Origin of the sequence: Rhodococcus sp. P14 (assembly GCF_000256505.1) — a bacterium.
Lineage (GTDB): Bacteria > Actinomycetota > Actinomycetes > Mycobacteriales > Mycobacteriaceae > Rhodococcus > Rhodococcus ruber.
Genome location: NZ_AJFC01000369.1, coordinates 1 through 26,219, shown reverse-complemented (window position 1 = coordinate 26,219; position 26,219 = coordinate 1). Strand labels below are relative to the sequence as shown.

The 26,219-nt window shown below is 71.6% G+C and carries 24 protein-coding genes; 19 read left to right on the top strand and 5 right to left on the bottom strand.

Annotated features, from left to right (window positions below; all coding sequences use genetic code 11):
- Window positions 1-300 precede the first annotated feature (300 nt).
- Together serB and OEY_RS0125725 are read left to right on the top strand one after the other, a co-directional pair.
- Entirely contained in the window at window positions 301-1,515 is a 1,215-nt protein-coding gene (gene serB, locus OEY_RS0125730) for a phosphoserine phosphatase SerB (RefSeq protein ID WP_017680837.1), read from the top strand.
- Between the two features lie 76 nt (window positions 1,516-1,591).
- Window positions 1,592-2,365 carry a peptidyl-tRNA hydrolase gene (locus OEY_RS0125725; protein WP_051009418.1) on the top strand — a complete coding sequence of 258 codons (774 nt, stop codon included), beginning with the start codon at window positions 1,592-1,594 and terminating at the stop codon, window positions 2,363-2,365.
- Here OEY_RS0125725 and glgX read toward each other — a convergent pair whose 3' ends face one another.
- Window positions 2,366-4,534 (bottom strand): glycogen debranching protein GlgX, encoded by a 2,169-nt coding sequence (glgX, locus tag OEY_RS0125720; protein ID WP_372462581.1) that lies wholly within the window; start codon window positions 4,532-4,534, stop codon window positions 2,366-2,368.
- A 42-nt stretch (window positions 4,535-4,576) separates the two neighbouring features.
- On the opposite strand from glgX, the gene OEY_RS0125715 reads away from it, so the two are divergent.
- From OEY_RS0125715 to OEY_RS0125685, 7 genes are all read left to right on the top strand, one after another.
- Window positions 4,577-5,410 carry an ABC transporter ATP-binding protein gene (locus tag OEY_RS0125715; RefSeq protein ID WP_026137783.1) on the top strand — a complete coding sequence of 278 codons (834 nt, stop codon included), beginning with the start codon at window positions 4,577-4,579 and terminating at the stop codon, window positions 5,408-5,410.
- Window positions 5,411-5,623: 213 nt separating this feature from the next.
- A complete protein-coding gene (locus OEY_RS0125710; protein ID WP_010596607.1) occupies window positions 5,624-6,451 on the top strand; it encodes an NUDIX hydrolase in 828 nt (275 codons plus the stop codon).
- A 10-nt stretch (window positions 6,452-6,461) separates the two neighbouring features.
- Window positions 6,462-7,241 carry an enoyl-CoA hydratase/isomerase family protein gene (locus OEY_RS0125705; protein WP_010596606.1) on the top strand — a complete coding sequence of 260 codons (780 nt, stop codon included), beginning with the start codon at window positions 6,462-6,464 and terminating at the stop codon, window positions 7,239-7,241.
- 53 nt (window positions 7,242-7,294) lie between these two features.
- Window positions 7,295-8,266 carry a class I SAM-dependent methyltransferase gene (locus OEY_RS0125700; RefSeq protein WP_010596605.1) on the top strand — a complete coding sequence of 324 codons (972 nt, stop codon included), beginning with the start codon at window positions 7,295-7,297 and terminating at the stop codon, window positions 8,264-8,266.
- A gap of 1 nt (window position 8,267) precedes the next feature.
- Window positions 8,268-9,425, top strand: coding sequence for a THUMP-like domain-containing protein (locus OEY_RS0125695; RefSeq protein ID WP_010596604.1), 1,158 nt, complete (start codon window positions 8,268-8,270; stop codon window positions 9,423-9,425).
- Between the two features lie 56 nt (window positions 9,426-9,481).
- Entirely contained in the window at window positions 9,482-9,778 is a 297-nt protein-coding gene (locus tag OEY_RS0125690) for an ArsR/SmtB family transcription factor (protein ID WP_010596603.1), read from the top strand.
- Complete coding sequence (locus OEY_RS0125685) at window positions 9,775-10,155, top strand: VOC family protein (protein WP_010596602.1); 381 nt, start codon at window positions 9,775-9,777, stop codon at window positions 10,153-10,155. Before OEY_RS0125690 ends, OEY_RS0125685 begins: the two co-directional genes overlap by 4 nt.
- Window positions 10,156-10,183: 28 nt before the next feature.
- Here OEY_RS0125685 and OEY_RS0125680 read toward each other — a convergent pair whose 3' ends face one another.
- Entirely contained in the window at window positions 10,184-11,485 is a 1,302-nt protein-coding gene (locus tag OEY_RS0125680) for an outer membrane protein assembly factor BamB family protein (protein WP_010596601.1), read from the bottom strand.
- 97 nt (window positions 11,486-11,582) lie between these two features.
- On the opposite strand from OEY_RS0125680, the gene OEY_RS0125675 reads away from it, so the two are divergent.
- Together OEY_RS0125675 and OEY_RS0125670 are read left to right on the top strand one after the other, a co-directional pair.
- Window positions 11,583-12,344 (top strand): acyltransferase, encoded by a 762-nt coding sequence (locus OEY_RS0125675; protein WP_010596600.1) that lies wholly within the window; start codon window positions 11,583-11,585, stop codon window positions 12,342-12,344.
- Window positions 12,345-12,358: 14 nt separating this feature from the next.
- Entirely contained in the window at window positions 12,359-13,849 is a 1,491-nt protein-coding gene (locus OEY_RS0125670; protein WP_010596599.1) for an amidase, read from the top strand.
- A 12-nt stretch (window positions 13,850-13,861) separates the two neighbouring features.
- Here OEY_RS0125670 and OEY_RS0125665 read toward each other — a convergent pair whose 3' ends face one another.
- The 3 genes from OEY_RS0125665 to OEY_RS0125655 are packed head-to-tail and all read right to left on the bottom strand — an operon-like array spanning window position 13,862 to window position 17,429.
- Entirely contained in the window at window positions 13,862-15,106 is a 1,245-nt protein-coding gene (locus tag OEY_RS0125665) for a glycosyltransferase family 4 protein (RefSeq protein ID WP_010596598.1), read from the bottom strand.
- A complete protein-coding gene (locus tag OEY_RS0125660; protein ID WP_010596597.1) occupies window positions 15,103-16,653 on the bottom strand; it encodes a 1,4-alpha-glucan branching protein domain-containing protein in 1,551 nt (516 codons plus the stop codon). The genes OEY_RS0125665 and OEY_RS0125660 overlap by 4 nt, the downstream gene beginning before the upstream one ends.
- A complete protein-coding gene (locus tag OEY_RS0125655) occupies window positions 16,650-17,429 on the bottom strand; it encodes a class I SAM-dependent methyltransferase (protein WP_228287200.1) in 780 nt (259 codons plus the stop codon). Before OEY_RS0125655 ends, OEY_RS0125660 begins: the two co-directional genes overlap by 4 nt.
- 230 nt (window positions 17,430-17,659) lie before the next feature.
- On the opposite strand from OEY_RS0125655, the gene OEY_RS0125650 reads away from it, so the two are divergent.
- From OEY_RS0125650 to ligA, 8 genes are all read left to right on the top strand, one after another.
- Complete coding sequence (locus tag OEY_RS0125650; protein ID WP_010596595.1) at window positions 17,660-18,445, top strand: electron transfer flavoprotein subunit beta/FixA family protein; 786 nt, start codon at window positions 17,660-17,662, stop codon at window positions 18,443-18,445.
- Window positions 18,446-18,491: 46 nt separating this feature from the next.
- Window positions 18,492-19,448, top strand: a complete 957-nt coding sequence (locus tag OEY_RS0125645) for an electron transfer flavoprotein subunit alpha/FixB family protein (RefSeq protein ID WP_010596594.1) — start codon at window positions 18,492-18,494, stop codon at window positions 19,446-19,448.
- 137 nt (window positions 19,449-19,585) lie between these two features.
- The gene (locus tag OEY_RS0125640; RefSeq protein ID WP_010596593.1) at window positions 19,586-20,425 is read left to right on the top strand and encodes a GNAT family N-acetyltransferase; all 840 of its coding nucleotides are present in this window, start codon (window positions 19,586-19,588) and stop codon (window positions 20,423-20,425) included.
- Window positions 20,426-20,468: 43 nt separating this feature from the next.
- A complete protein-coding gene (locus OEY_RS0125635) occupies window positions 20,469-21,323 on the top strand; it encodes a lysophospholipid acyltransferase family protein (RefSeq protein WP_237713794.1) in 855 nt (284 codons plus the stop codon).
- Window positions 21,324-21,365: 42 nt separating this feature from the next.
- Entirely contained in the window at window positions 21,366-22,592 is a 1,227-nt protein-coding gene (locus tag OEY_RS0125630) for a cysteine desulfurase family protein (RefSeq protein WP_010596591.1), read from the top strand.
- Window positions 22,593-22,597: 5 nt separating this feature from the next.
- Complete coding sequence (gene mnmA / locus OEY_RS0125625; RefSeq protein WP_010596590.1) at window positions 22,598-23,689, top strand: tRNA 2-thiouridine(34) synthase MnmA; 1,092 nt, start codon at window positions 22,598-22,600, stop codon at window positions 23,687-23,689.
- Window positions 23,686-24,738: a methionine synthase gene (locus OEY_RS0125620; RefSeq protein WP_010596589.1), complete on the top strand. Its 1,053-nt coding sequence runs from the start codon at window positions 23,686-23,688 to the stop codon at window positions 24,736-24,738. The genes mnmA and OEY_RS0125620 overlap by 4 nt, the downstream gene beginning before the upstream one ends.
- 10 nt (window positions 24,739-24,748) lie before the next feature.
- Window positions 24,749-26,219 (top strand): NAD-dependent DNA ligase LigA (ligA, locus tag OEY_RS0125615; protein WP_029540233.1); only part of this gene is annotated, 1,471 nt, incomplete at its 3' end.

Genomic DNA, 26,219 nt, shown 5'->3' with positions numbered 1-26,219 from the left:
TTCGAGCTGCACTACCCGCACATGGTGGACCGCATGCGTGCCGAGGCCCATGTCGGCCCGGGCAGCAACAAGCACAACCATGTGGCGCTGAGCGAGGGTGCCGAAAGGACCCCCGCCGACCGCTGATCCGTACCCCGGATCGACGCCTCCCGAGGCCCCGCCCGTCCCCGACGGGCGGGGCCTCGCGCGTTCTGCCGAGGGGACCCCTGCTCACTCGGCACCCCGTTCACCTGCCACAATGAGTGGGCAAGTGCCGCGACTGACGAAGGATCGGAGACGTAGGTGGCGTCTGACACCGCGATGCTGGTGACTGTGACGGGGCCGGACCATCCCGGCGTGACCTCGGTGCTCTTCGCGGCGCTCACCCGGCACGACGTCGATCTGCTCGACGTCGAGCAGGTCGTGATCCGCGGCCGGCTCACCCTCGGGGTGCTCGTCTCCTGCCCCGCAGATCCCGACGCGCTGCAGGACGAGATCGAGGCCGCCATGGCGACCATCGGCATGCACGCCCAGGTCCAGACCGGTGTCGAGCCGGGTATCGGCTCGTCCGTGTCCACACACGCCCTCGTGGTCCTCGGCAGCCCCGTCAGCGCCCGGGCCCTGCGCTCGGTGGGCCGCGAACTTGCACGGCAGGGCGCCAACATCGACTCCATCCGGGGAATCGCCGACTACCCGGTGACCGGACTCGAACTCATGGTCACCGCCGCCGACCCCGGTTCCGAGGCCGACGCCCGACTGCGGGCCGGGCTGGCCGAGCTGGCCGCCGGCCTCGAGGTCGACATCGCCGTGGAACGCGCCGGTCTCGCCCGTCGCTCGAAGCGGCTGATCGTGTTCGATGTCGACTCCACCCTCGTCCAGGGCGAGGTGATCGAGATGCTTGCCGCACACGCCGGCGTGGAGGACAAGGTCCGCGCTGTCACCGAGGCAGCCATGCGCGGCGAGATCGACTTCACCGAGTCGCTGAACCAGCGGGTCGCCACCCTTGCCGGCTTGCCCGCATCGGTCATCGACGAGGTCGCCGAGAACCTCGAACTCACCCCCGGTGCCCGGACCACCATCCGCACACTGCGGCGTCTCGGGTTCCGCTGCGGCGTCGTCTCCGGGGGCTTCCGCCAGGTCATCGACGGTCTCGCCCACGAACTCGAACTGGATTTCGTCCGGGCCAACACCCTCGAGATCGTCGACGGCAAGCTCACCGGCCGCGTCGTCGGTGAGGTGGTGGACCGGGCCGCCAAGGCGCGCGCCCTGCGGGAGTTCGCCGCCGAGGCCGGCGTGCCGATCGAGCAGACCGTCGCCGTCGGCGACGGCGCCAACGACATCGACATGCTCGGAGCGGCCGGACTCGGCATCGCGTTCAACGCCAAGCCGGCGCTGCGTGAGGTCGCAGACACGGCTCTGTCCCACCCGTACCTGGACGCGGTGCTGTTCGTCCTCGGCGTCACCCGCGACGAGGTCGAGGCCGCCGACCGGGTCGACGGCACCCTGCGCCGCGTGCCCCTCGACACCGGTGCCTGAAACCACCGCACCGCACGGTGCCGATGTCGTGGCTCGCCACGGTGCCGATTTCGTGGCTCGCCACGGTGCCGATTTCGTGGCTCGCCCCGGTGCCGATGTCGTGGCTCGCCACGGTGCCGATTTCGTGGCTCGCCACGGTGTCCTCGCCCGGGGCTACGGGCATCGACCCGACCCGGACGACCCGGGGGCGGTGCTCGCGATGCCGATCGTGCTGCACATCCCCAAGCAGGACCCGCCTGCCCGCAGCGCACTCCTCGAGGCCGCTGCGATGGCGACGGTCGCGTTGTGCCTGGATCCGCGCGTCGGGACCGGACCGGAAGGCGAACCGGGACCGTGGCGCGAGCCCTATCTCGCGTGGACCGACGCGCGAATCCGCAAGGTCAGCCGCCGCGCCCGCGGCGCTCAGTGGCGCGCCGCGCAGGAGGTCGACGGAATCACCGTCGAACACCGCGGTGCGCAGGCCCGGGCGCTGGTCCCCGGACCCGTGGGACACCTGGATCCGCGCATCTCGCGGTTGCAGATCGGGGGCACGGACCTGCCACACGACACTCCGGACGATCCGCCCGCCGGCGTTCCGGTGCTGTGGATCGATGCCGCGCTCGACATGACGGTCGGGAAGGCCGCGGCGCAGGTCGGCCACGCCGCGATGCTGTTCGCCGGCGCCCTCGACGCCGAGCATGCCGGCGCCTGGGCCGAATCCGGTTTCGTGTGTGCCGTGCGTGATGCCGACCCCGTCCGGTGGCGGCACCTGACGAAGCGGGTCGCGGACGGCACGGCCGTGGCGGTGCGCGACGCCGGATTCACCGAAGTGGCTCCGGGGTCGGTGACGGTGATCGCCGTCCCGGGCTGATCACTTCGTGATCCGGAACACGAGCAGGGTCGGCCCCGTCAGGGGCAGCGTCGTGCCGGCGGGCAGCGGTGTGAGGTCCGCCGGTTCGCCGTCGACGGAGCTCGAGTCGAAGACACACACCATATCGCCGCGATACCACTCGGCCCGGCCGAGTGTGACGGCGGCGGGTCCGCCCGCGTGGAGCACGAGCAGACCGCTGCTGTCCGCCAGCGGAACGCCCGCGCGGGTGACCGTGCCCAGCTGCGAGCCGTCCACCCACGCCTGCAGCGTCCGCCGGTCTTCGTCGAGCCAGTCCGCGTCCTGCAGTTCTCGCCCGTCCGCGCCGAACCACACCAGATCGGGGTAACCGACCTGACGGGCCCGACCGTCGAAGAAGCGGCCCTGCCGCAGCACCGGGACCACCTTGCGCAGACGCAGCGCCTGCCGCACGAACTCCACCAGGTCCCGGTCCGCGTGCTCCCAGTCGAGGGGCCAGGCGTCGCGGACCGGGACGTCGGCAGGCACACAGTAGGCATTGTTGTTGCCACCCTGGGAGTGCCCGAACTCGTCCCCGGCGAGCAGCATCGGGGTACCGGTCGACAGCAGCAGAGTCGCGAGGAGCGCACGCACGTGCCGGGCGCGAGCAGCCACGACGAGGGGGTCGTCCGTGGGTCCTTCGACGCCGTGGTCGACGGATTCGTTGTTGTCACTCCCGTCACGGCCCTGCTCGCCGTTGGCCTCGTTGTGCTTGCGGCGATAGCTGACGAGGTCGGACATCGTGAAGCCGTCGTGCGCCGTGACGAAGTTGATCGACATCCACGGTCGGCGGGTGTGCCGGCCGTAGAGGTCCTCCGAGCCCGCGAGCCGGGAGGCGACCTCCCGAATTCCCGCCCCGCGTGCCCAGAAGCGCCGTACCGAGTCGCGGTAGCGGTCGTTCCACTCCGACCACTGGGGACCGATGTTGCCGAGCTGGTAGCCGGGCAGGGTCGCGTCCCAGGGTTCGGCGATCAGCTTGAGCCGGGTGAGGACAGGGTCGGTGGTGATCGCGGTGAACACTGCCGCGCGCGCGTCGAAGTCGCCGCCCCGAGGGCGGGCCAGTGCACTGGCGAGGTCGAACCGGAAGCCGTCCACGCCCATTTCCGTCGCCCAGTACCGCAGGCTGTCGCAGATCATCCGCACCGCCACCGGGGAACTGCCGTCGACGGTGTTGCCGCAGCCCGTCAGATCGATGTCGTGGCCGGTGGCATCGAGGAGGTAGTAGCCGGGTGCGTCGAAGCCCCGCCAGGACACGTGCGGGCCGTCCACCGACCATTCGCAGGTGTGGTTGTAGACCACGTCGAGGATCACTTCCAGTCCCGCCTCGTGCAGCGTGTCGACCATCGTCCGGAACTCCGCGATCTCGTTGCCGGGAGTGGTCGCGTAGCCGGGGTGCGGTGCGAAGTACGACGCGGTGGAGTAACCCCAGTGGTTGCGCATGCCGCGGACCCGTACTGGTGGCTCGGTGAGGAAGGCGTGCACGGGCAGCAGTTCGACGGCGGTGACACCGAGGCCGACCAGGTGGTCGAGGACGGCGGGCGCCGTCAGCCCCAGATAGGTGCCACGCCACTGTTCGGGGACGTCGGGATGGCGGGCGGTGTAGGAGCCGACGTGCAGTTCGTAGATCACCGTCTGCTCCCACGGCGTGCCCGGCCGGTGGTGCCGGGACCCGGCGGGGGTGTCGGTCACCACCGACAGCGGTGTGTGGCCCAGCGAGTCCACGGTCGACGCCTCACCGAACGGGGTGCGTTCGTAGCCGAGGAGGCGGCTCATGTCGCCGATGTCGCCGGTCAGCTGCCGACCCCACGGGTCGAGCAGCAGCTTGTGCGGGTTGGCGCGGAGCCCGGTCCGGGGCTGCCACGCGCCGTGCACGCGATATCCGTAGCGCTGGCCCGGGCGGACTCCCGGCACCTCACCGTGCCAGACGCCGTACGTCTTGTCCGGCAGGTCGATGCGGTCCTCGCGACCCGTGTCGTCGATCAGGCAGAGCTGGACGCGGCTGCCGTGGGGTGCGTGCACCGCGAACCGGGTCCCGTCGTCGCCGGGGAAGGCGCCCAGAGGAAAAGGACCGGCGCCGGACCGGGCGACGGCAGGACCCGCCGGCGGCTCGCCGGGTACCGGTGAAGGGTGCGGAGGGGGCGAGGGGTACGACACGGAAGTGATCCTGCCGTGAACCGGGCTCGCGCGTACGCAAAGATGGTCGGCGTGGCCAAACCTGATCCCGATCTGCTCATCGAATTCGACGACGTGCTCGTACGGCGGGGCGGCAACGTCCTCGTCGGTCCCGTGTCCTGGAAGGTGGAACTCGACGAACGTTGGGTGATCCTCGGGCCGAACGGAGCGGGCAAGACGTCGCTGCTGAGGATCGCTGCGGCTGAGACGTTCCCCACATCGGGGACGGCGCACGTGCTGGCGGAGACGTTCGGGAAGACCGACCTGTCCGAGCTGCGACCGCGGATCGGGATGTCGTCGTCGGCGCTGGCGAACCGTGTCCCGTCCGACGAGAAGGTCGTGGACCTGGTGATCTCCGCGGGGTACGGCGTACTCGGGCGCTGGCGCGAGCGGTACGACGAGGTGGACAGTGCGCGTGCCGTGGAGATGCTCGAGAGCCTCGGCGCCGAGCATCTGGCCGACCGCACCTACGGCACCCTCTCCGAGGGGGAGCGCAAGCGTGTCCTCATTGCCCGCGCGTTGATGACAGACCCGGAACTGCTGTTGCTCGACGAGCCTGCGGCCGGCCTGGATCTCGGGGGGCGTGAGGAACTCGTGGCTCGGCTCGGAGTACTGGCGGCCGATCCGGACGCTCCGGCCATTGTGCTGATCACCCATCACGTGGAGGAGATCCCGCCGGGCTTCACCCACGCGATGCTCCTCAAGGAGGGGCAGGTGGTCGCGCAGGGCCTTCTCGACGACGTGATCACGGGCGAGAACCTCAGCGAGGCGTTCAGTCAGGCGATCGCCCTGGACAAGGTGGACGGCCGGTTCTTCGCCCGCCGCAGGTACCAGCCCGGGCGGCACCGCCGCGCGTAGCGGAGCGGAGCCGGGGCCAGGCGGCACCGCCGCGGGTAGCGGGGCGGAGCCGTGGCCAGGCGGCACAGCCGCGCGTAGCGGGGCGGAGCCGTGGCCAGGCGGCACAGCCGCGCGTAGCGGGGCGGAGCCGCGGCCGAAAGCACGGCCGCGCGTCGTGGGGTGGCGCCGGCAGGTGGATGAGTCGTGGGTCACGTCATGCCGTAACTTGTGCGTATGGCTATCGAACGTTCGGGAGAACTCGCGGCGGCGGTGCCGCTCAAGGATGCCTCGACGGTGATCCTCGTCCGGGACGGCGACCGTGGCGTCGAGGTGTTCCTGCTGCAGCGCGTGCGCGGCATGGCGTTCGCGGGCGGGATGACGGTGTTCCCCGGAGGCGGCGTCGATCCGTCGGACAGCGCTGCAGCGGTGGCGTGGGCCGGCCCGCCCGTGCAGTGGTGGTCGGAGCGGTTCGGCACATCCGAGAACCTGGCGCAGGCGCTCGTTCTCGCGGCGGTGCGCGAGACGTTCGAGGAGTGCGGTGTCCTTCTCGCCGGGCCGACGCCGGACACCGTGGTGGCGGACACGACCGCGTTCGCTCCGGCACGCAGGCAGCTCGAGGCCCGGGAGTTCACCTTCGGTGAGTTCCTCGAGCGCGAGGGTCTGGTGCTGCGGGCGGACCTGCTGCGGCCGTGGTCGAACTGGATCACGCCGGTCGGGGAGGGCCGTCGTTACGACACCAGGTTCTTCGTGGCGGCGGCCCCGGAGGGGCAGATTGCCGACGGTGACACGAGCGAGGCCGACGCGGTGCGGTGGCAGACTCCACAGGAGGCGATCGCGCACTGGCAGGAGGGTGGAAGTGTGCTGCTGCCCCCGACCTGGAGCCAGTTGACGGCATTGTCGCGGTTCGGTTCGGTCGCGGAGATCCTCGCTGCGGAGCCGCAGATCACGCCGATTCTGCCGACCCTGATCACGGGAGACGAGGAGCTTCGGGTGGAGTTCCCCGAGCAGGACGGCTACTACGAGGCGGGGCCGCATCCGTGGGCCGCCCGGGGTGCCAACTAGCCTGTGCCTCATGGCTGAATTCGTGACGCTCGAGGTCTCCGACGGTATCGGCACCATCCGGCTCGACCGGCCGCCGATGAACGCACTCAACCGGCAGGTTCAGGAGGAGATCCGGGCCGCTGCTCGCGAGGCGACCGTGAACTCCGACGTCAAGGCCGTGATCGTCTACGGCGGGGAGAAGGTGTTCGCTGCCGGCGCGGACATCAAGGAGATGGCGGAGCTGAGCTACGTGCAGATGAGCGAGATCATCGCGGACCTGCAGTCGGCGCTCGGGTCGGTGGCGGACATCCCGAAGCCCACGGTCGCTGCGATCACCGGCTATGCGCTGGGCGGCGGTCTCGAGCTCGCGCTGGGTGCGGATCGGCGGATCGCCGGCGACAACGCGAAGGTCGGAGTGCCGGAGATCCTGCTCGGCATCATCCCGGGCGGCGGCGGAACCCAGCGCCTGGCTCGCCTGATCGGCCCGTCGAAGGCCAAGGATCTCGTGTTCACGGGCCGTTTCGTCGCGGCAGACGAGGCTCTGCAGATGGGGCTGGTCGACGAGGTCGTCGCCCCGGACGAGGTATATGCCGCGGCGCGCACGTGGGCATCGCAGTTCACCCGGGGCGCCACCCGCGCGCTGGCGGCGGCGAAGGCAGCGATCGATCAGGGTCTCGATACCGACCTGGACACGGGCCTGAAGATCGAGCAGCACGTCTTCGCGGGCCTGTTCGCCACGAAGGACCGCACGATCGGCATGGAGTCGTTCGTGGCCAACGGTCCGGGAAAGGCGGAGTTCGTGGGGGAGTAGGCACCCCGGAACTGGAACTTGTTCACAGCTTACCGATGGGTAGGATGCCCTTCATGACTGCAAGCAGGACCGACGGGGTCGACCCCGCGCCGAACCCGCACGCCACTGCCGAGGAGGTTGCGGCCGCCCTTCAGGACACCAAGCTCGCGCAGGTGCTCTACCACGACTGGGAGGCCGAGACCTACGACGAGAAGTGGTCGATCTCCTACGACGAGCGCTGCATCGACTACGCGAGGGGCCGTTTCGATGCGGCCGCGGGCGAGCAGCCCCTCCCGTACGGGCGGGCCCTCGAACTCGGTTGCGGCACCGGTTTCTTCCTGCTGAACCTCATGCAGGCCGGAGTCGCGCGGACCGGCTCGGTCACCGACCTGTCGCCCGGCATGGTCAAGGTGGCGCTGCGCAACGCCGAACATCTCGGTCTCGAGGTGGACGGCCGGGTGGCCGACGCCGAGACGATCCCGTACGACGACGACACCTTCGACCTCGTCGTCGGGCACGCGGTGCTGCACCACATCCCGGACGTCGAGCAGTCGTTGCGCGAAGTGCTGCGGGTGCTGAAGCCGGGTGGCCGGTTCGTGTTCGCCGGTGAGCCCAGCACGGTCGGAAACTTCTACGCGCGCTGGCTCGGCCGGCTCACGTGGGAGGCCACCACCACCGTCACCAAGCTGCCGTTCCTGCGGGAGTGGCGGCGGCCGCAGGCCGAACTCGACGAATCCTCGCGCGCCGCGGCGCTCGAGGCAGTCGTCGATCTGCACACCTTCGACCCGTCGGACCTGGAACGGATGGCGGCCTCGGCCGGCGCGGTGCAGGTGAAGGCCAGCAGCGAGGAGTTCGCGGCCGCGTTGCTGGGCTGGCCGGTCCGCACCTTCGAGGCCGCGGTGCCCGCGGAGAAGCTGGGCTGGGGCTGGGCGCGCTTCGCGTTCGGTGGGTGGCGGACGCTCAGCTGGGTGGACGAGAAGGTCCTCCGGCACGTCGTCCCGCGCAGCTTCTTCTACAACGTCATGATCACCGGCGTGAAGCCGTAGGGTGGGTTACGCGTTCACCCTCGCCGACGTCGCGTACCTGCGTTCGGCGCAGGGGGCGGCCGATCTCGCGGAGGTGGCCGCCCGGGAGCTGTCCACGCGCACGCGCCTGGCCGACATCGGCTGGGCGCGTACGCGTTTCGGCGACCGGGCCGCTCCGCTGATCGAGACGGTGCTGGTGCGCCGCAAGGCGGTCGCGAAGCTGCCCGCCGCGGGCGGTTGGCTGTCGACCGACGACGCTCTGCAACAGGCGACGCCGGCGCCCGTCGCCGCGCACCGGGCACGCCGGCTCTCCGGTCGGCGGGTCCACGACGTGACGTGCTCGATCGGGGCGGAACTCGCGGCCCTGACCGGGGTCGCCGAGATGGTGGTCGGCAGCGACCTCGACCCGGTTCGTCTCGCGATGGCCGAGCACAACGTTCCCGGAGTGGCGCTGGTCCGTGCCGACGCGCTGCGGCCGGTCACCCGTGGTACCACCGTGATCGCCGATCCGGCCCGTCGTTCCGAGGGCCGGCGCACCCACGATCCGGCAGCACTGATGCCGCCACTGCCCGACCTGCTCGACGCCTATGCCGGGCGCGACCTGGCCGTCAAGTGTGCCCCGGGGCTGGATTTCGATGCGCTGGACTGGCCGGGGGAGGTCGAGGTGGTCTCGCTCGACGGGGGTGTCCGTGAGGCGTGCCTGTACTCCCCGGGTCTCGCGGCGCCGGGTGTGCGGCGACGGGCGAGCGTGTTGCGTTCGGACGGTGCCGGGTTCGAGATCACCGACGCGCAGCCGGACGAGCTGCCCGAGAGGGAACCGGGAGAGTGGATCGTCGATCCGGACGGGGCGATCGTGCGTGCGGGACTGGTGCGGCACTACGCGGCGGCACACGGTCTGTGGCAACTCGATCCGCGCATCGCGTATCTCACCGGCGACGCACTCCCCGCGGGACTGCGTGGATTTCGCATCCTCGACCGGTTGAAGTACTCGGAAAAGTCTCTGCGGCAAACCCTTTCGTCGATGGGCTGCGGGGTGGCGGAGATCCTCGTGCGGGGGGTCGACGTCGATCCGGCGGTGCTCCGGCCGCGGCTCAAGCTCCGCGGTTCGCGGTCGCTGAGCGTCGTGCTGACGCGGATCGGCCGCACCCCGACGGCATTCGTCTGCGAGCCCAGTCGCTGAGCGTGCCGGGCCCGATCCCGTGCGACCATTGATATGCAAGCAAACACTTGCGTATCATGGGTGGTGTGGTCGACATCTTCAAAGCGCTGGCGGATCCGACCCGCCGGGCCATCCTCGACGAGCTCGTCGAGCGGGACGGCCAGACGCTGTTCGAGCTGTGCACCCGGCTGATCTCGCGGCACGGCCTGGGTTCGTCCCGGCAGGCGATCTCGCAGCACCTGGCAATCCTCGAGGAGGCCGGTCTGGTCCGGACCCGCCGCGAGGGGCGATCGAAGTTCCACCACGTGGACGTTGCACCACTGCACGGCCTCGCCGACCGATGGACGGTCGCGCAGCGAAAGGAGTCGCAGTGAAGGTCACCCTCACCAGTGTGTTGGTCGACGACCAGGACAAGGCGCTCGCCTTCTACACCGAAGTCCTGGGCTTCGTGAAGAAGACCGAGGTCCCCCTGGGCGAGGCGCGGTGGCTCACCGTCGTCTCGCCGCAGCAACCGGACGGGCCGGAGGTGGTGCTCGAACCCGACGGGCATCCCGCCGTCCGCCCCTTCAAGGAGGCCCTCGTCGCCGACGGCATCCCGTTCACCTCGTTCGCGGTCGACGACGTGCACGCCGAGTACGAGCGGCTGCGCGGCCTCGGGGTGCGGTTCACCCAGGAGCCCCTCGAGATGGGCGGTGTCACCACCGCCGTATTCGACGACACCTGCGGCAATCTCATCCAGATCGCCGGCTGACCCGAATCGCCGCGCGCGGCGATTCGGGTCAGCGGAGCACGTACACCTCGCCCGGCAGGGTCGTCGTGACGAACTCACCGGACGGCCCGACCGCGGTGCCGACCGAGAAGCCGGCCGCGCCGGGCAGGGTTTCCGCGTCGAGCGTCTCCCCGCTCGCGGCGTCGAACACGAGCGCGGCCAACCCGTCGTCGGCGCGGGCCACCGTGTACCCGAGGCCGTCGGCGGTCAGGGCCGGCACCCCCAACTGGCGCACGTCGTCGCGGCGCCACACGATTTCGGCGGCCTCGCCGGTGTCGCGCAGCGCGACCAGGTCCCCGGTCCGGCCCCCCGGCGCGAGGACCAGCAGTCCCTCGGCGGACACCGCGGGGCCGGCGGAGGCCACGTACCCGAGGCCGTGACTCCACCGGGGTGCCCCGGTCCCGGCGTCGAGTGCCCACAGGGCCCCCTCGCCGTCGTGCACGTACACCGTTGCGCCGTCCGCGGACAGCACGGGACTGGTGGCCGCGCCGCCCGGCAGTTCCGTCTGCGACCATTCCTCGACCACGCGCGCATCGTCGCCGCCGGTGTAGCGCATCGACACGACGGCGGCCCGATCGGCGCCGGGCCGCCACAGGGTCACCAGAATCCGGCCGGTACCGAGATCGACCGCCGGGGTGGTGGCCACCGGGCAGTCCTCCGATCCGCCGAAGCAGGCGACCAGACCGTGGTCGTTCGGCAATCGAGGCACGTTCGTCCCGTCCGTCGCCGCGGGCGTGGGCACGAGGTCGAAGATCGGCGCCGCGTGCTTGCCGGTCTGTGGGTCGAGAACGTTGACCTGCCCGAAATGTGTGACGAACAACAGGTTTCCGTCACCGGTGAACTGTGCGGTTCCCGGCGTGCCGCTCACCGGAATGCGCCAGCGCCGCTGGCCGTGCTCGTTGAACGACACCATCGCGCCCTCTTCGCCGACGTAGATGTTGGCCATACCGTCGACGGCGGGAGTCACCCCGGCGACCCCCGGCGCAAGGCGGGTGCACCACCGCTTGCGGCCGGTGTCGATCTGGAACGAGACGAGGTTGCAGCCCACGGTGGTCGCGCCCGTGACGAAGATCTGCCCGTTGGCGGCGACGCTCGCAGGGGAGGTGACGGCGCCGCCGAGCGGGCGCGACCACGCGGGCGCGACGTCGCGCAGCCCGTCGGCCTGCGCGGTGCTGCTGTTGCGGGCGTCGGCGTACCGCCCCGGCCACGCCCCGGCGGCGAAGACGTCGACCGGGCCGCTGCTGCTGCCGCATCCGGTCAGCACCAATGCCGCCGAGGTCGTCAGCATCACCGTCCGCAGGGCAGCCCGCATCACTCATCTCCTCGCCGTGGCTCGAATGACCCGATGTGCCACACTATCGGGCCGGGTGGCGCACTCCGCGCACGAGGCGGACCGTACGCTGGCAACCATGACGAGCATGTGGGGCGCACCGTTGCGCACGAGGTGGCGCGGTTCCCGGCGGCGGGACCCGGACCAGGCCCGATTCCTCACCGTCGCCTCGCTGCGATGGGTGCTGGCGCACAAGGCGTACACGCCGTGGTACCTGGTGCGGTACTACCGTCTGGCCAAGTTCAGGCTCGCGAACCCGCACGTCGTCCTGCGGGGCATGGTGTTCCTCGGCAAGAACGTCGAGATCCACTCCACCCCGGAGCTGTCCAGGCTCGAGATCGGGCGGTGGGTGCACATCGGCGACGGCAACGCCATCCGCTGCCACGAGGGGTCGCTCCGCATCGGAGACAAGGTGGTCTTCGGCAAGGACAACGTCGTCAACACCTACCTCGACATCGAGATCGGCGCCTCGACGCTCGTCGCCGACTGGTGTTACATCTGCGACTTCGACCATCGCACCGAGGACATCACCTATCCGATCAAGGACCAGGGGATCGTCAAGGGCCCGGTGCGGATCGGACCCGACACCTGGATCGCGACGAAGGTCACGGTACTGCGCGGCACCCGCACCGGACGCGGCTGCGTCCTCGGTGCGCACGCGGTGGTCAAGGGCGACATCCCGGACTACAGCATCGCGGTCGGAGCGCCGGCCAAGGTGGTCAGGAACCGTCGCACGGACTGGGAGTCCGGGGCCGCCGACCGCGCCGCCTACGTCGCCGCGCTCGAGGACATCGCGCGCAAGAAGGCCGGCCGCGAACCGGCAGCGGAACCCGGATCCTGATCAGGGGTCCTGCGATGGACTACGCCGACTACCGCCACTACGACGCCGTGGGGCTCGCCGAGCTCGTCGCCGGTCGTGAGGTCACGCCACGCGAACTGCTCGACGCGGCCCTCGCCCGCCTCGAGGCAGTGGAACCGACGCTGAACACCGTCGTACGCCGGCTCGACGGGCAGGCGCGCCGCCGGGCCGACGAGCCGCTCGAGGGCCCGTTCGCGGGTGTTCCGTTCCTGGTCAAGGATCTGCTCCAGGACATCGCCGGGTTACCGACCGGCAGTGGGAGCCGGTCCCTGGCGACCCTGCCCGCCGCGCGCAACGCGGTGGTGGTCGATCGTTGGCTGAGTGCGGGACTCGTCGTGTTCGGTAAGACGAACACCCCGGAGTTCGGGACGAAGGGGGTCACCGAGCCCGTGGCGAACGGCCCGACCCGTAATCCGTGGAATCCCGCGCACACCCCGGGTGGGTCCTCCGGCGGATCGGCGGCGGCAGTCGCCGCCGGCGTGGTCCCGGCGGCCGGCGCGAACGACGGTGGCGGCTCGATCCGCATCCCTGCTGCCTGTTGCGGTCTGGTCGGCCTGAAGCCGGGCCGGGGCCTGGTGCCGAGCGGTCCCGCGGTGGACGAGGACCGGCACGGGGCGGTCAGCAACGGAGTCGTCACCCGGACGGTGCGCGACGCGGCGGTCATGCTCGACGTGCTGGCCGGCGCCGACCCGAACGGACCCTATCTCCCGGCGGTATCGCCGGAGTCGTATGCCTCCGCGGCGAGCGTCCCCCCGCGGGCGCTGCGCATCGGATTCGCGACGGAGTCCCCGATCGGCACGGGGGTCGATCCGGAGGCCGTCGCGGCGGTCGAAGACGCCGCGACGCTGCTCGACGAGCTGGGCCACGTCGTCGAGCCCGCCGCGACGGGAATCGACGAGCGACGGCTGTCCACCGACTGGCTGACGATGTGGTTCGCCTGGCTCGCCGCCGACGTCCGGCAGGCGCGCCGGAGCACCGGGTGTGCGCCCGAGGCGTTCGAGCCGGACACGCGGTTCCTCGCCGCGCTCGGCGACTCCGTCCGGCCGTCGGACTATCTTGCGTCGCTGCGCCGGTGGAACGGGTACACGCAGCAGCTCGGCGCGTTCCACGAGCGGTACGACCTGCTGCTCACTCCGACCCTGGCGTATCCGCCGGCGCGCGTGGGGGAACTGGCCACACCGCCCGCGCTGCAGCGCGCCGCGCGCCTGATCGTGACGGCACGGCTCGGCCGTGCGGCGCGGTGGGCGGGGTTGATGGACCGCATCGTCGACGAGAACCTGGCCCGGACGCCGTACACCCAGCTCGCGAACATCACCGGGCGCCCGGCGATTTCGGTGCCACTGCACTGGACCGCGGCGGGATTGCCGCTGGGCGTGCAGTTTCTCGGGCCCTTGGGCTCGGAGGGACTGCTGCTCTCGCTCGCGGGTCAGCTCGAACAGGCCCGCCCCTGGGCGCACCGCGAACCCCCGCTGCTGCCGGCCCGGTGAGACGGGCCGGCGCTACCGGTCGGGGAGGGGGCGCTGGGGAATCGTCGGCCGTGAAAGCGGTTGGCGCACACGTCGTTTCGCTTCCGCGTACACCTGGGCGGTCTCGGCGGCCACCAACCGCCAGTCGAAGTCCTCCGTGAGACGCTCGCGCGCCGCCCGCGCCCGCATCTGGGCGGCCGCGGGATCGTCGAGGGTCCGCCGGACCGCCGATGCCAGCCCGGCGACGTCACCGGGGGCGAACGCGAGTCCGGTCTCGCCGTCGACCACCGCCTCCCCGAGGCCGCCCGCGGTCGATGCGACGAGCGGTGTCCCGGCGGCCGCGGCCTCGAGCGCGATGATCCCGAACGGCTCGTAGCGACTCGGCAACACGATCGCGTCGGCGCGGTGCAGCCGGCCGAGCAACTCGGTGCGGTCGAGGTTGCCGACGAACGTCACCGACCGCGCGACGCGGTGCACACGCGCCTGCTCGCGCAGCCACTCGAACTGGGTGCCCTCCCCGGCGACGACGAGCGTGGTTCCGGGGTGCGTGCGCCGGATCCGGGGCAGGGCGGCGATCGCATCCTGCACCCCCTTCTCGTACTCGAGCCGGCCGACGAACAGCAGTTGCGGCGGCCCGGAGCGCGGCGCCCGCTCCCGGTAGGACCAGGCGGTGACGTCGATTCCGTTGCGGATCACCGTCGCCGGCGGCAGCTCCGGTCCGTAGAGCGCGACGACCTCCTCGTTCATCGAGGCCGAACACGTGATGAGCCGATCGGACTCGTTGGCGAGCCACCATTCGATCGAGTGCACCTGCCGGTTCATGCGGCTCGACAGCCAGCCGCTGTGCCGGCCCGCTTCGCTCGCGTGCAGGGTGGACACGAGCGGCACGTCGAAGTACTCGGCGAGCGCCACGGCCGGGTGTGCGACGAGCCAGTCGTGCGCGTGCACCACATCCGGGTACCAGCCGTCGCCGATTCCGCCCTTGGTCAGATTCAGGCCCGCCCGCACCATGGCATGGCCCATCGCAAGCGTCCAGGGCAGCATGTCCTCGCCGAACTCGAAGTGCGGCGGATCCTCGGCGACGGCCACGACGAGCACCCCCTCGGCGATGTGGCCGATCGTGGGATGGGTACCGGCATCCGTGCCGGACGGCCGCCGCGAGAGCACGACCACCTCGTGCCCGGCGGCGGCGAGTTCGGTGGCGAGGTGGTGCACGTGCCGGCCCAGGCCGCCCACGACGACCGGCGGGTACTCCCAGGAGACGATCAGTACCTTCACGACGGGGCTCCCATCCGATCGGGCAGGCGGCGGGCATCGAGCCCGGGAAACAGATTGTCCGCTCGGTTCCAGCCGGCGGCCAGCCGCGCCGCCGTCTCGTCGCGGCCGGCGGCGACCGCCGCGGCGATCTCCCGCAACGCGTGGGCATGCTTGTGGGCCCGGTCCCGCGCGTAGCCGGCGGCGGTGTCCTTGCTGACCATGAACGCCCAGTCGCTCGACACCGTCAGCAGCGCCTCGCGCAGCATCTGGTCGTGGACCCGGTTGCGCAGCGCGAGGCCCCGGGACCCGGCCCGGGCCTTGTCGAGGGTGTCGAGGGTGGTGCGCACGACCTCCTCGTCGAGCTGGACGAGATCGCGTACCTGCTCGCCGGCCCACACCCGCCAGTCCTTCCCGGATCCCCACGAGCTGTCGGGCAGTTCGACGGGGGCGCCCACGTACCCGCGGTCGCGTGCGTCGGCCAGGGTGCCCACCTCGATGCCCGTCGCCGGCAGTGCCCGCAGCAGTCGTTCCAGGAACAGGGGGCCCTCGTGCCACCAGTGGCCGAACAGTTCGGTGTCGAACGCGGCAACCACCAGGGCGTCGCGCCCGATGCGCTCGGACTCGCGGCGCAGTCGCCGGCGGATCGTGTCGACGAAGTCGGCCACGTGCCGGTCGACGGCCGCGGACGCCAGGTCGGGGTCGTAAGGTGCCTTGTCCTGGGGGGCGACGGTCCGCCCGGTGACCCGGGCGGGCTTGAGCCCGGTGTCGTGGCAGTAGGTGTGGAAGTCGCGGTAGGCGGCATGGCCCGGATAACCGGACTTCGGCGACCACACCCGGTAGGACACCTGCAGGTCCCGGCCGAAGGCGACGACGTCGGAGTCCCACACGGTCCGCCCGAGAGACGTGTCACCGCGCAGCGCGGGACCGTCCACCATGAAGTGCCCGACCCCGGCGGCGGCGTATCCGGTCTCCATGCCGGGGGTGAAGGCGCACTCGGGAGCCCAGATTCCCGGCGGCGTGTGCGCCCAGCGTGCGTGCGCGTCGGCCAGGCCCTCGGCGAGGGAGAATGCCCGCAGCCGAGGGTCGAGCAGCGGCTGGAACGGGTGGGCCAGAGGCCCGCCGAGCAACTCGACCGCGTCGGCGTCGAGGAGTTCGCGGAACACCGGCGATCCGCCGTGGCGCCAACGGGTTTCGAACTGTTCGAGGGCGGCGGTCGCCTGCCGGTGCTCACGGGCCCCGAGCGCGCGGTAGGACGGCTCCCGCATGCCCGCGGCCTCGTGGGCCCGCAACTGCCAGTTGCCCAGCCAGTGGTGCATGCCGGTCAGGCAGTGCGGATCGTCGAGCTGCGCGGCCAGCACGGGTGTCACCCCGAGGGTGACCAGGTGTGTGCGGCCCTCGGCGGCGAGCCGGCGCAGAACATCGGTCACCGGGAGATACGTTGCGGCCCAAGACTGGTAGAGCCATTCCTCGCCGACCGGCCAGCGACCGTGGTGGGCGAGCCACGGCAGGTGCGAGTGCAGCACGAGCGCGAACAGTCCCGGTTCCCGCCGGGGGGCGGGAGTGGTCACCGCGCCGGATCCTTCACCGCGATCGCGACGAGATCGAGACTGGCGTCGATGTTCTCGGGCGCGAGAAGGAAGTCGTCGACTGTCACCGCGGCGACGTCCGCGGTCAGGTCCGCGGGCCAGGGCTCGCCGGCGAGAGCGCGCTCGATCTGGGCGTCGATGAAGGAGCCGCCGTGCTTGGCGTCGAGGGCGCGCAGCACGGGCCCGTGGTGCACCCCGGTGGTGAGCGCGACGCGGAAGCCGGCTCCCTCGAGGAGTTCGTTGAGTTCGGCGGCGTTCAGTTCCCGGGTGTGGAACGGGTTGAGCGGGGTGTCGCGGCCGGGGGAGAACGTGATGCGGTTGGGGGTGCTGATGAGCAGTTCGCCGCCGTCCCGGAGCACCCGGTGGCATTCGCGCAGGAACCCGGACTGGTCCCACAGGTGCTCGATGACCTGGAAGTTGACCACGACGTCCACGGACGCGTCGGCGAGCGGCAGCTCGACGAGGTTGGCGTGCCGCATGTCCACGCGCGGGTACCGGGCACGCACGTGCGCGACGGCACTCTCGTCGTAGTCGAGCCCGACGACGGCGGTCGCGACATCCGCGATCATGTCGGCGCCGTAGCCCTCGCCGGCGCCCGCCTCGAGCACGGTGCGGCCCGCACACCGGGGGAGCAGGTCGCGGTAGACCACCTCGTGGCGGCGGAACCAGTAGTTCTCCTCCGCGATGCCGGGAACGGTGCGTTCACCGGTGAGGGGCAGTCGAGGGGCGTCGCCGGCGGGGACGGTGGATTCGCTCACCGCCCAGACATTAGCCCCACCTTTGTCGACCTCGTCGTCGGTGGTCCAGATCACAGCCGTGCGGCTCCCTTCGTGTGGTTATGGTGAACGAGGTTCCCATCCAAGTTACCAGCGGGTAACTTAGCGTAAGGTAATCTATCGCACACCCCCGTGCGAAGCACGAGAGCTCGGTCAAGGCGTTGCGCCTCGCCGATCCAAGGAAGTCATACACAGGAGGTCGACGTAGACCCATGACGAACATCGTCGTTTTGATCAAGCAGGTCCCCGACACGTGGTCCGAGCGCAAGCTCAGCGACGGCGACTTCACGCTCGATCGCGAGGCCGCCGACGCGGTGCTCGACGAGATCAACGAGCGCGCCGTCGAGGAAGCCCTGCTCATCAAGGAGCGCGACGGCGGGGAGGTCACCGTGCTCACCGCCGGTCCGGACCGCGCCACCGACGCGATCCGCAAGGCGCTGTCCATGGGTGCCGACAAGGCAATCCACCTCAACGACCCGGCCATCCACGGCTCGGACTCGATCCAGACCGCGTACGCGCTCGCGGCGGCTCTCGGCCAGATCGAGGGCGTCGACCTGGTCATCGCCGGCAACGAGGCCACCGACGGCCGGATGGGTGCCGTGCCGGCGATCATCGCCGAGTACCTCGGCCTGCCGCAGCTGACCCACATGCGCAAGCTCAACGTCGCCGACGGCAAGGTCAGCGGCGAGCGCGAGACCGACGAGGGTGTCTTCACCCTCGAGGCCACGCTCCCGGCCATCGTCTCGGTCACCGAGAAGATCAACGAGCCCCGCTTCCCGTCCTTCAAGGGCATCATGGCTGCGAAGAAGAAGGAAGTTCAGGCCCTCACTCTCGCCGACATCGGGCTCGATCCCGAGATCTTCGGCGTGTCCAACGCCGGCAGCACCGTCACCGGTGTCAGCCCGAAGCCCCCGCGTACCGCTGGTGAGCGCGTCGCGGACGAGGGTGACGGCGGCAGCAAGATCGCCGCGTACCTCGTCGGCCAGAAGATCATCTGATCGCACCCACGCGACACAGCAGACATACCAAGGGAGAGAAAGAGCAATGGCAGAAGTACTCGTGCTCGTCGAGCACGCCGAGGGTGCGCTGAAGAAGGTCAGCACCGAGCTGATCACCGCCGCCCGTGCACTGGGTGAGCCCGCCGCGGTCGTGACCGGCCCGGCCGGCACCGCCGACAAGCTGCAGGACGCGCTCGCTGCCGCCGGCGCCGCCAAGGTCTACGCCGCCGAGTCCGACGACATCGACGGCTACCTGGTGACCCCGAAGGTCGACGTGCTGGCCTCGCTCGTGGAGTCCGCCAGCCCCGCCGCGGTGATCACCGCCGCCAGCGTCGAGGGCAAGGAGGTGTCGGGCCGCCTCGCCGCACGCATCGGTTCCGGCCTGCTCTGCGACGTCATCGACGTCAAGTCCGACGGTTCGGCCGTGCACTCGATCTTCGGTGGCGCGTACACCGTCGACGCCAAGGCCAACGGTGAGGTGCCGGTCGTCTCCGTGCGCCCCGGTGCCGTCGAGGCCCAGCCGCAGGCCGGTGCCGCCGAGCGGGTGGACGTCGAGGTTCCGGCGCAGGAGGAGAACGCGGTCAAGGTCACCGCGCGCAACCCGATCGTGGGTGGCGACCGTCCGGAGCTGACCGAGGCGTCGATCGTCGTCTCCGGCGGCCGCGGCGTCGGCAGCGCCGACAAGTTCACCGTCGTCGAGGAGCTTGCCGACTCGCTCGGTGCGGCCGTCGGTGCCTCCCGCGCCGCCGTCGACTCCGGCTACTACCCGGGCCAGTTCCAGGTCGGTCAGACCGGCAAGACCGTCTCGCCGCAGCTGTACGTGGCGCTGGGCATCTCCGGCGCCATCCAGCACCGGGCCGGCATGCAGACGTCGAAGACGATCGTCGCGGTCAACAAGGACGAAGAGGCCCCGATCTTCGAGATCGCGGACTACGGCGTCGTGGGCGATCTGTTCAACGTCGCTCCGCAGCTGACCGAGGAGATCAAGAAGCACAAGGGCTGATTCCCGAGGTCCTGCCACGGCCCCGCACCCGTCCGGGTGCGGGGCCGCGTGCGTGCCGGGGCATGTTCACCGGACGTGCACGGAGGCGACACCGTGCCGCCCCTGCCGCGACGTACCGGCTCGATACACATTGCGCCATGACCACTTTGCTGGCGCCGGCCCGGGACCCGCGGCCGGAGGCGATGCTGTCGGGGCCGCGCTATTCCCTTCTCGTGTCCGCCGACCGGGAACACCGCGAGGCCGCCCAGCGGCTGCGTTACCGGGTCTTCGCCGCAGAACCCGGGTTCCGTCTTCCCGCAGGCATGGCGCCGGGCATCGACGCCGACCGTTTCGACGAGTACTGCGACCACCTGCTGGTGCGCGAGAACCACACCGGCGCGGTGGTGGGCTGCTACCGGATGCTGCCGCCGGACGCCGCCCGCGCCGCCGGGGGCTACTACACCGCCACCGAATTCGACCTCACCGCCCTCGATCCCGACGGTCTGCGGGCGGTGGAGATGGGACGCGCCTGCGTCGACCCCGCCCACCGTTCCGGCTCGGTCCTGTCGCTGATGTGGGCCGGGATCCTGCGCTACCTGCAACTCACCGGGCACAACTGGGTGATGGGGTGCGTGTCGGTGCCGATACGCACCCACCCCGCCGACGTGCCCGGCGCCAACGTACGGGCGGTGCGCGACGTGCTGCTGGCCCGGCACGCGGTCGAAGCGGACCGGCGGGTGCTCCCCCGGAAACCCGTCGTCGTCGACGGCCGCGCCCTCGAGGACATCCCCCCGCCCGCCCGGCCGGTGCTGCCGCCGCTGCTGCGCGGATATCTGCGGCTCGGTGCCCGCATCTGTGGCGAGCCCGCCCACGACCCCGACTTCGGCGTGGCCGACTTCGTGGCGCTGCAGAGCCTCGCCGGTGCCGACGCGCGCTACCTCGACCGGCTGCGGACCGCCGCCGAGAACGCCGAGGCGGCCGCGGGAGCACGGGCGTGAACGCCGCCGGAGGGCGGCCGTGAACACGCGCGCCCACGCCTGGATGCCGGCCAGTCCCTGCGGCGCGGGCTGCCTCCCGGCCGATGCGGGACGCGTGAATTTCGTCACGGCCGCGGGCCGATGGATGCTCGTCGTGGCGGTGCTGACGACCGCCCCGTTCCTGACGGCCGGCCGGCTCCTGCCCCGCCCCGGGCGCCTCGCCGCCCAGCGGGCGTTCGCCCACGTGCTGCTGCGGTGTGCCGGGCTGCGGCTGACGGTGACCGACCTGCGGGGCCGGGACGAGGAGGGCGGGGGCGTGCTCGTCGTCGCCCCGCACGTGTCCTGGACCGACGTGCTCGTCCTCACCGCCGTCGCGCCCGCGGGGTTCGTCGCCCGCAGCGACCTGCTGGAGTGGGGACTGCTCGGCGCGCTGGCCCGGCGGATGCGGGTCATTCCCATCGCGCGCGAACGCCTGCGCGAGCTACCCGTCGTGGTCGCACGAATCCGCGACCGACTCGCGGCGGGGGAGACGGTCGCGGCGTTCCCGGAGGGCACCACGTGGTGCGGCAGGGCGTACGGCGGATTCCGTCCGGCGCTGTTCCAGGCCGCGATCGACGCCCAGCTCCCGGTGCAACCGGTCGGGCTCCGGTACGCCGACGCCGCCGGGACGATCGCCACCGGCCCGGCGTTCGTCGGCGACGAGACGATCGGCGCCTCGTTGCGGCGGCTGCTGCGGCACCGGGGCGTCGTGGTGGAAGTGGTGCTCGCCCCGCTCGAGCGGCCCGGCTCCGATCGCCGCGACCTCGCCGCGCGGTGCGAACGGTCCGTGCGGCGGAACGACGACGGAGCCGAACTCGCCAGGCTCGGCCGCGCCGTCCACGACACCGCCGGCCGGGAGGAACTCCGGGCCGGACGGTGAGGGCGGCGGGCGCGGAGCCCGACCCGCTATCCTGGTCCGGTCATGACCTCGAACCCCGCCGGAGCCTCCGGCACCTCGAAGACCGTCTACCTCGATCACGCCGCGACCACGCCGATGCTGCCCGCGGCCGTGTCGGCGATGACGGAGGTCTTCGCGACGGTCGGCAACGCGTCCTCCCTGCACGGGTCGGGACGCGCGGCGCGCCGCCGCGTCGAGGAGGCCCGGGAGTCCGTCGCCGCGGACCTCGGCGCCCGTCCCTCGGAGGTCGTCTTCACCTCGGGGGGCACGGAGGGCGACAACCTCGCGGTCAAGGGCATCTACTGGGCGCGCCGCGACGCCGATCCGCGCCGTCGCCGGGTGATCGCGAGCGCCGTCGAGCATCACGCGGTGCTCGATGCCGTCGAATGGCTCGTCGCCCACGAGGATGCCGAGGTCACCTGGCTGCCCGTCGAGGCCGACGGGCGGGTCGAGCCGGATGCGCTGCGCCGGGCCCTGGCCGAGCACTCCGACGAGACGGCCCTCGTGTCGGTGATGTGGGCCAACAACGAGGTGGGCACCGTGATGCCCGTCGCCGAACTCGCCGCCGTCGCCGCCGAGTACGGGGTGCCGATGCACAGCGACGCCGTGCAGGCGGTGGGTCATCTGCCGGTGGACTTCGCCGCGAGCGGGCTCGCCGCCATGACGATCGCCGCGCACAAGTTCGGTGGTCCCCAGGGGGTCGGTGCCCTGCTGCTGGGCCGCCAGGTGCCGTGCGTGCCGCTGACGCACGGCGGAGGGCACGAGCGCGACGTCCGGTCGGGAACGCACGACACGGCCGGGATCGCCGGCATGGCCGCGGCGCTGCGCGAGGCGACGGCCCAACTCGGCGAACGCGCCGCCGTCCTCACGGCGCTGCGTGACGAGCTGATCGCCGGCGTGACGGGCGTGGTACCGGACGCGATCCTCAACGGCCCGCGCGGTGCGGACCGCCTGCCCGGCAACGCACACTTCACCTTCCCCGGCTGCGAGGGCGATTCGCTGCTCATGCTGCTGGATGCGGCCGGGATCGAGTGCTCGACCGGTTCGGCCTGCACCGCCGGCGTGGCCAGGCCCAGCCACGTGCTCGTCGCGATGGGTGCGGACCCCCGCACGGCCCGTGGGTCGTTGCGATTCTCGTTGGGCCACACGTCGACTCGCGCCGACGTGGAGGCCGTCGTGGCGGCGCTGCCGCAGGTGGTGGGACGGGCGCGGGCCGCCGGACTGGCCGGCGCCGGTAGTCGAGAGAGGTGACATCGATGAGGGTGCTCGCGGCAATGAGCGGTGGCGTGGACTCGGCGGTGGCCGCGGCCCGCGCGGTCGATGCCGGCCACGACGTCGTCGGCGTGCACCTGGCGCTGTCCACGGCGCCGGGGACTCTGCGGACCGGGTCGCGGGGCTGCTGCTCGAAGGAGGATGCGGGCGATGCCCGCCGGGCCGCCGACGTGCTCGGAATCCCGTTCTACGTCTGGGATTTCGCCGACCGGTTCAAGGAAGAGGTCATCGACGACTTCGTCGAGTCCTACGCCGCCGGCCACACCCCGAATCCGTGCCTGCGCTGCAACGAGAAGATCAAGTTCGCGGCCCTCGCCGACCGGGCCGTGGCACTCGGCTTCGACGCGGTCGCCACCGGCCACTATGCCCGGCTCGAGGACGGCGTCCTGCGACGCGCGGTCGACGCCGGCAAGGACCAGTCGTACGTGCTCGGCGTGCTGACGGCGGATCAGCTCGCGCGTGCGATGTTCCCAGTCGGGGACACCCCCAAGGAACGGATCCGCGCCGAAGCGGCCGAGCGGGGTCTCGCGGTGGCGGACAAGCCCGACAGCCACGACATCTGCTTCATCCCCTCCGGTGACACCCGCGCCTTCCTCGGCGCTCGCATCGGGGTCCGTCCCGGCCGGGTCGTCGACGCACGGTCCGGCGCAGTGCTCGCCGAACACGAAGGGGTGCACGGTTTCACGGTCGGGCAGCGCAAGGGGCTGGGCATCGCCGGCCCGGGCGCGGACGGCCGCCCCCGCTACGTCACCGCGATCGAGCCGGACACCGGCACCGTGAAGGTGGGCTCCGCGGAGGATCTGAAGGTGTGGACGATCCGCGCCGAGCGCGCGGTGTGGTCCAGTGGCACCGCGCCGGCCGGACCGCTCGAGTGCGTCGTGCAGGTGCGCGCCCACGGCGATGTCGCGGCGGCCGTCGCCGAGACCGTCGGCACCGGTCTCGAGGTGACCCTGCGCGAACCCCTCACCGGCGTGGCCACCGGACAGGCCGTGGTGCTGTACCGGCCGGACGCGGCCGGCGACGTCGTCCTCGGCAGCGGCACCATCGCCGGCACCGGTACGGCGACGACCCGGTGAGCGCGGAATCCTGGTCCGGTGTCGCTACCGGCATCGGCTCGTGGCCCGGCGTCGACGCCCGGGAGTCGGCGGCGACCGTGCTCGGCGAGCTCGAGGCGCTGCCGCACCTGGTCGAGCTGCCGGCCCGGGGCCTCGGGGCCGATCTCGTCGGCCGTACCGGCGCGCTGCTGGTCGACCTGCATCTCGACACGTCCACCACCGGATATCGGCTCGGCGGTCGTCGCGGCGTGGTCGCGGCCCGCGCCGGCGATCTGCTGCGCCGAGACCTTGATGCACTCGAAGAAGCTTGGGAGACAGCGGGACTCGGACCGGGTCGGACTCTGAAGGTGCAGGCGGCCGGACCCTTCACCCTCGCCGCGCACACCGAGCTGGCCGGCGGCCGGCGCGTGCTCACCGACGCCGGTGCCGTGCGTGACCTCGCCGAGTCCCTCGGCGAGGGGCTGGCGCGGCACGCCGCGGAACTGACCCGTCGCCTCGGCGCCGACGTGGTGGTCCAGCTGGACGAGCCCGCGCTGCCCGCCGTCCTGGCCGGGACCCTGACCGGGCGCACGTCCCTCGAGTCGGTGCCCGCGCTCCCCGAGCCGGAGGCGCAGCACCTCCTCGAGACCGCACTGGCGGCGATCGGCCGGCCCGTCGCGGTGCACTGCTGCGCCCCGGGCGTGCCGACGGGGATGCTGCGTCGCAGCGGTGTCGACGCCGTCGCGCTCGACGTCGCGCAGCTCACCGCCGCCGACCTCGACGGAGTCGGTGAGCTGATCGACGCCGGAACGACCCTCCTGCTCGGGCTGGTCCCCTCCACCGCGCCCGACGCCGCCGTCCCCACCTGGCGTGAGCTCGCCGGCCCCGCGACCGCGCTGATCGATCGGCTGGGCTTTCCCCGTGCCACCTTGCGTTCGGTCGGGGTCACCCCGCGTTGCGGCCTGGCCGGCGCCGATCCCGCGTGGGCGCGCCGGGCACTGCGCCTCGCCCGCGACATCGCCGCCGCGTTCACGGACGATCCCGACTCGCTCGGGTCCGCAGCGGCCGGGAACGTCGTATCGCTCGACTAGTCTTTCCGGCGTGAGTGAATCGACGGACGCGCCCACCCAAGCTCCGCCCGACGTGCGTGAGCGCTGGCAGCAACTCGCGGAGGAGGTGCGCGAGCACCAGTTCCGTTACTACGTGCGCGATGCGCCGATCATCTCCGACGGTGCCTTCGACCAGTTGCTCGGCGCGCTGAAGCAGCTCGAGGACGACTACCCGGACCTGCGCGTCCCCGATTCCCCCACCCAGCTCGTCGGGGGCGGCTTCGCCACCGACTTCACCGCCGTCGACCACCTCGAACGGATGCTCAGCCTCGACAACGTCTTCACCGAGGACGAGTTGCGGGCCTGGGTCTCCCGCGTGGAAGCCGAGACCGGCCCGGACCTGCACTACCTCTGCGAGGTGAAGATCGACGGCGTCGCGCTGAGCCTGGTGTACGAGGACGGCCGGCTGCGCCGGGCCGCCACCCGCGGCGACGGCCGCACCGGCGAGGAGGTCACGCTCAACGCTCTCACGATCGACGACATCCCCGAAAGACTCACCGCGACCGAGGAATTCCCGATTCCCCGCGTGCTCGAGGTGCGGGGCGAAGTGTACTTCCGGCTCGAGGACTTCCACGCGCTCAACGCCGCCCTCGTCGCCGAGGGCAAGGCCCCGTTCGCCAATCCGCGCAACACGGCGGCCGGATCGCTGCGGCAGAAGAACCCTGCGGTGACCGCGCGACGGCGCCTCGGGATGATCTGCCACGGGCTCGGCCACGTCGAGGGATTCGAGCCGGTGTCGCTGTCGCAGTCCTACGCCGCCCTCGCCGCCTGGGGGCTGCCCGTCTCCGGGCACACCGCCCGTGTCGTCGGCGTCGACGAGGTCCTCACCCGGATGCGGTACTGGGGTGAACACCGCCACGACGTCGAACACGAGATCGACGGGCTCGTGGTCAAGATCGACGAGGTGTCCCTGCAGCGGCGGCTCGGCAGCACCTCGCGCGCGCCCCGGTGGGCGATCGCCTACAAGTACCCGCCGGAGGAGGTGACCACGAAGTTGCTCGACATCCGCGTCAGCGTCGGCCGCACCGGCCGGGTCACCCCGTTCGCCTACATGGAACCGGTCACGGTCGCCGGATCGACCGTCTCCCTCGCCACGTTGCACAACGCGTCGGAGGTCGCACGCAAGGGGGTGCTGATCGGCGACACCGTGGTGCTCCGCAAGGCCGGTGACGTCATCCCCGAGGTGCTCGGACCGGTCGTGGACCTGCGTGACGGCACCGAACGCGAGTTCGTCATGCCCGCCGAATGCCCCGAGTGCGGGACACCGCTCGCCCCCGCCAAGGAGGGCGACGTGGACCTGCGCTGCCCCAACCAGCGGTACTGCCCGGCGCAGCTGCGCGAGCGGGTCTTCCACGTCGCGGGCCGCGGCGCGTTCGACATCGAGGCGCTCGGGTACGAGGCGGCCACCGCGCTGCTCGAGGCCGGGGTCATCGCCGACGAGGGCGACCTGTTCGACCTGACCG

Coding starts and splice junctions, on each gene's coding strand:
- serB (WP_017680837.1), top strand. CDS start 301: ATGCTGGTGACTGTGACGGGGCCGGACCATCCCGGCGTGACCTCGGTG.
- OEY_RS0125715 (WP_026137783.1), top strand. CDS start 4,577: ATGGTCGGCGTGGCCAAACCTGATCCCGATCTGCTCATCGAATTCGAC.
- OEY_RS0125710 (WP_010596607.1), top strand. CDS start 5,624: ATGGCTATCGAACGTTCGGGAGAACTCGCGGCGGCGGTGCCGCTCAAG.
- OEY_RS0125705 (WP_010596606.1), top strand. CDS start 6,462: ATGGCTGAATTCGTGACGCTCGAGGTCTCCGACGGTATCGGCACCATC.
- OEY_RS0125700 (WP_010596605.1), top strand. CDS start 7,295: ATGACTGCAAGCAGGACCGACGGGGTCGACCCCGCGCCGAACCCGCAC.
- OEY_RS0125690 (WP_010596603.1), top strand. CDS start 9,482: ATGGGTGGTGTGGTCGACATCTTCAAAGCGCTGGCGGATCCGACCCGC.
- OEY_RS0125680 (WP_010596601.1), bottom strand. CDS start 11,485: ATGCGGGCTGCCCTGCGGACGGTGATGCTGACGACCTCGGCGGCATTG.
- OEY_RS0125675 (WP_010596600.1), top strand. CDS start 11,583: ATGACGAGCATGTGGGGCGCACCGTTGCGCACGAGGTGGCGCGGTTCC.
- OEY_RS0125670 (WP_010596599.1), top strand. CDS start 12,359: ATGGACTACGCCGACTACCGCCACTACGACGCCGTGGGGCTCGCCGAG.
- OEY_RS0125650 (WP_010596595.1), top strand. CDS start 17,660: ATGACGAACATCGTCGTTTTGATCAAGCAGGTCCCCGACACGTGGTCC.
- OEY_RS0125645 (WP_010596594.1), top strand. CDS start 18,492: ATGGCAGAAGTACTCGTGCTCGTCGAGCACGCCGAGGGTGCGCTGAAG.
- OEY_RS0125640 (WP_010596593.1), top strand. CDS start 19,586: ATGACCACTTTGCTGGCGCCGGCCCGGGACCCGCGGCCGGAGGCGATG.
- OEY_RS0125635 (WP_237713794.1), top strand. CDS start 20,469: ATGCCGGCCAGTCCCTGCGGCGCGGGCTGCCTCCCGGCCGATGCGGGA.
- OEY_RS0125630 (WP_010596591.1), top strand. CDS start 21,366: ATGACCTCGAACCCCGCCGGAGCCTCCGGCACCTCGAAGACCGTCTAC.
- mnmA (WP_010596590.1), top strand. CDS start 22,598: ATGAGGGTGCTCGCGGCAATGAGCGGTGGCGTGGACTCGGCGGTGGCC.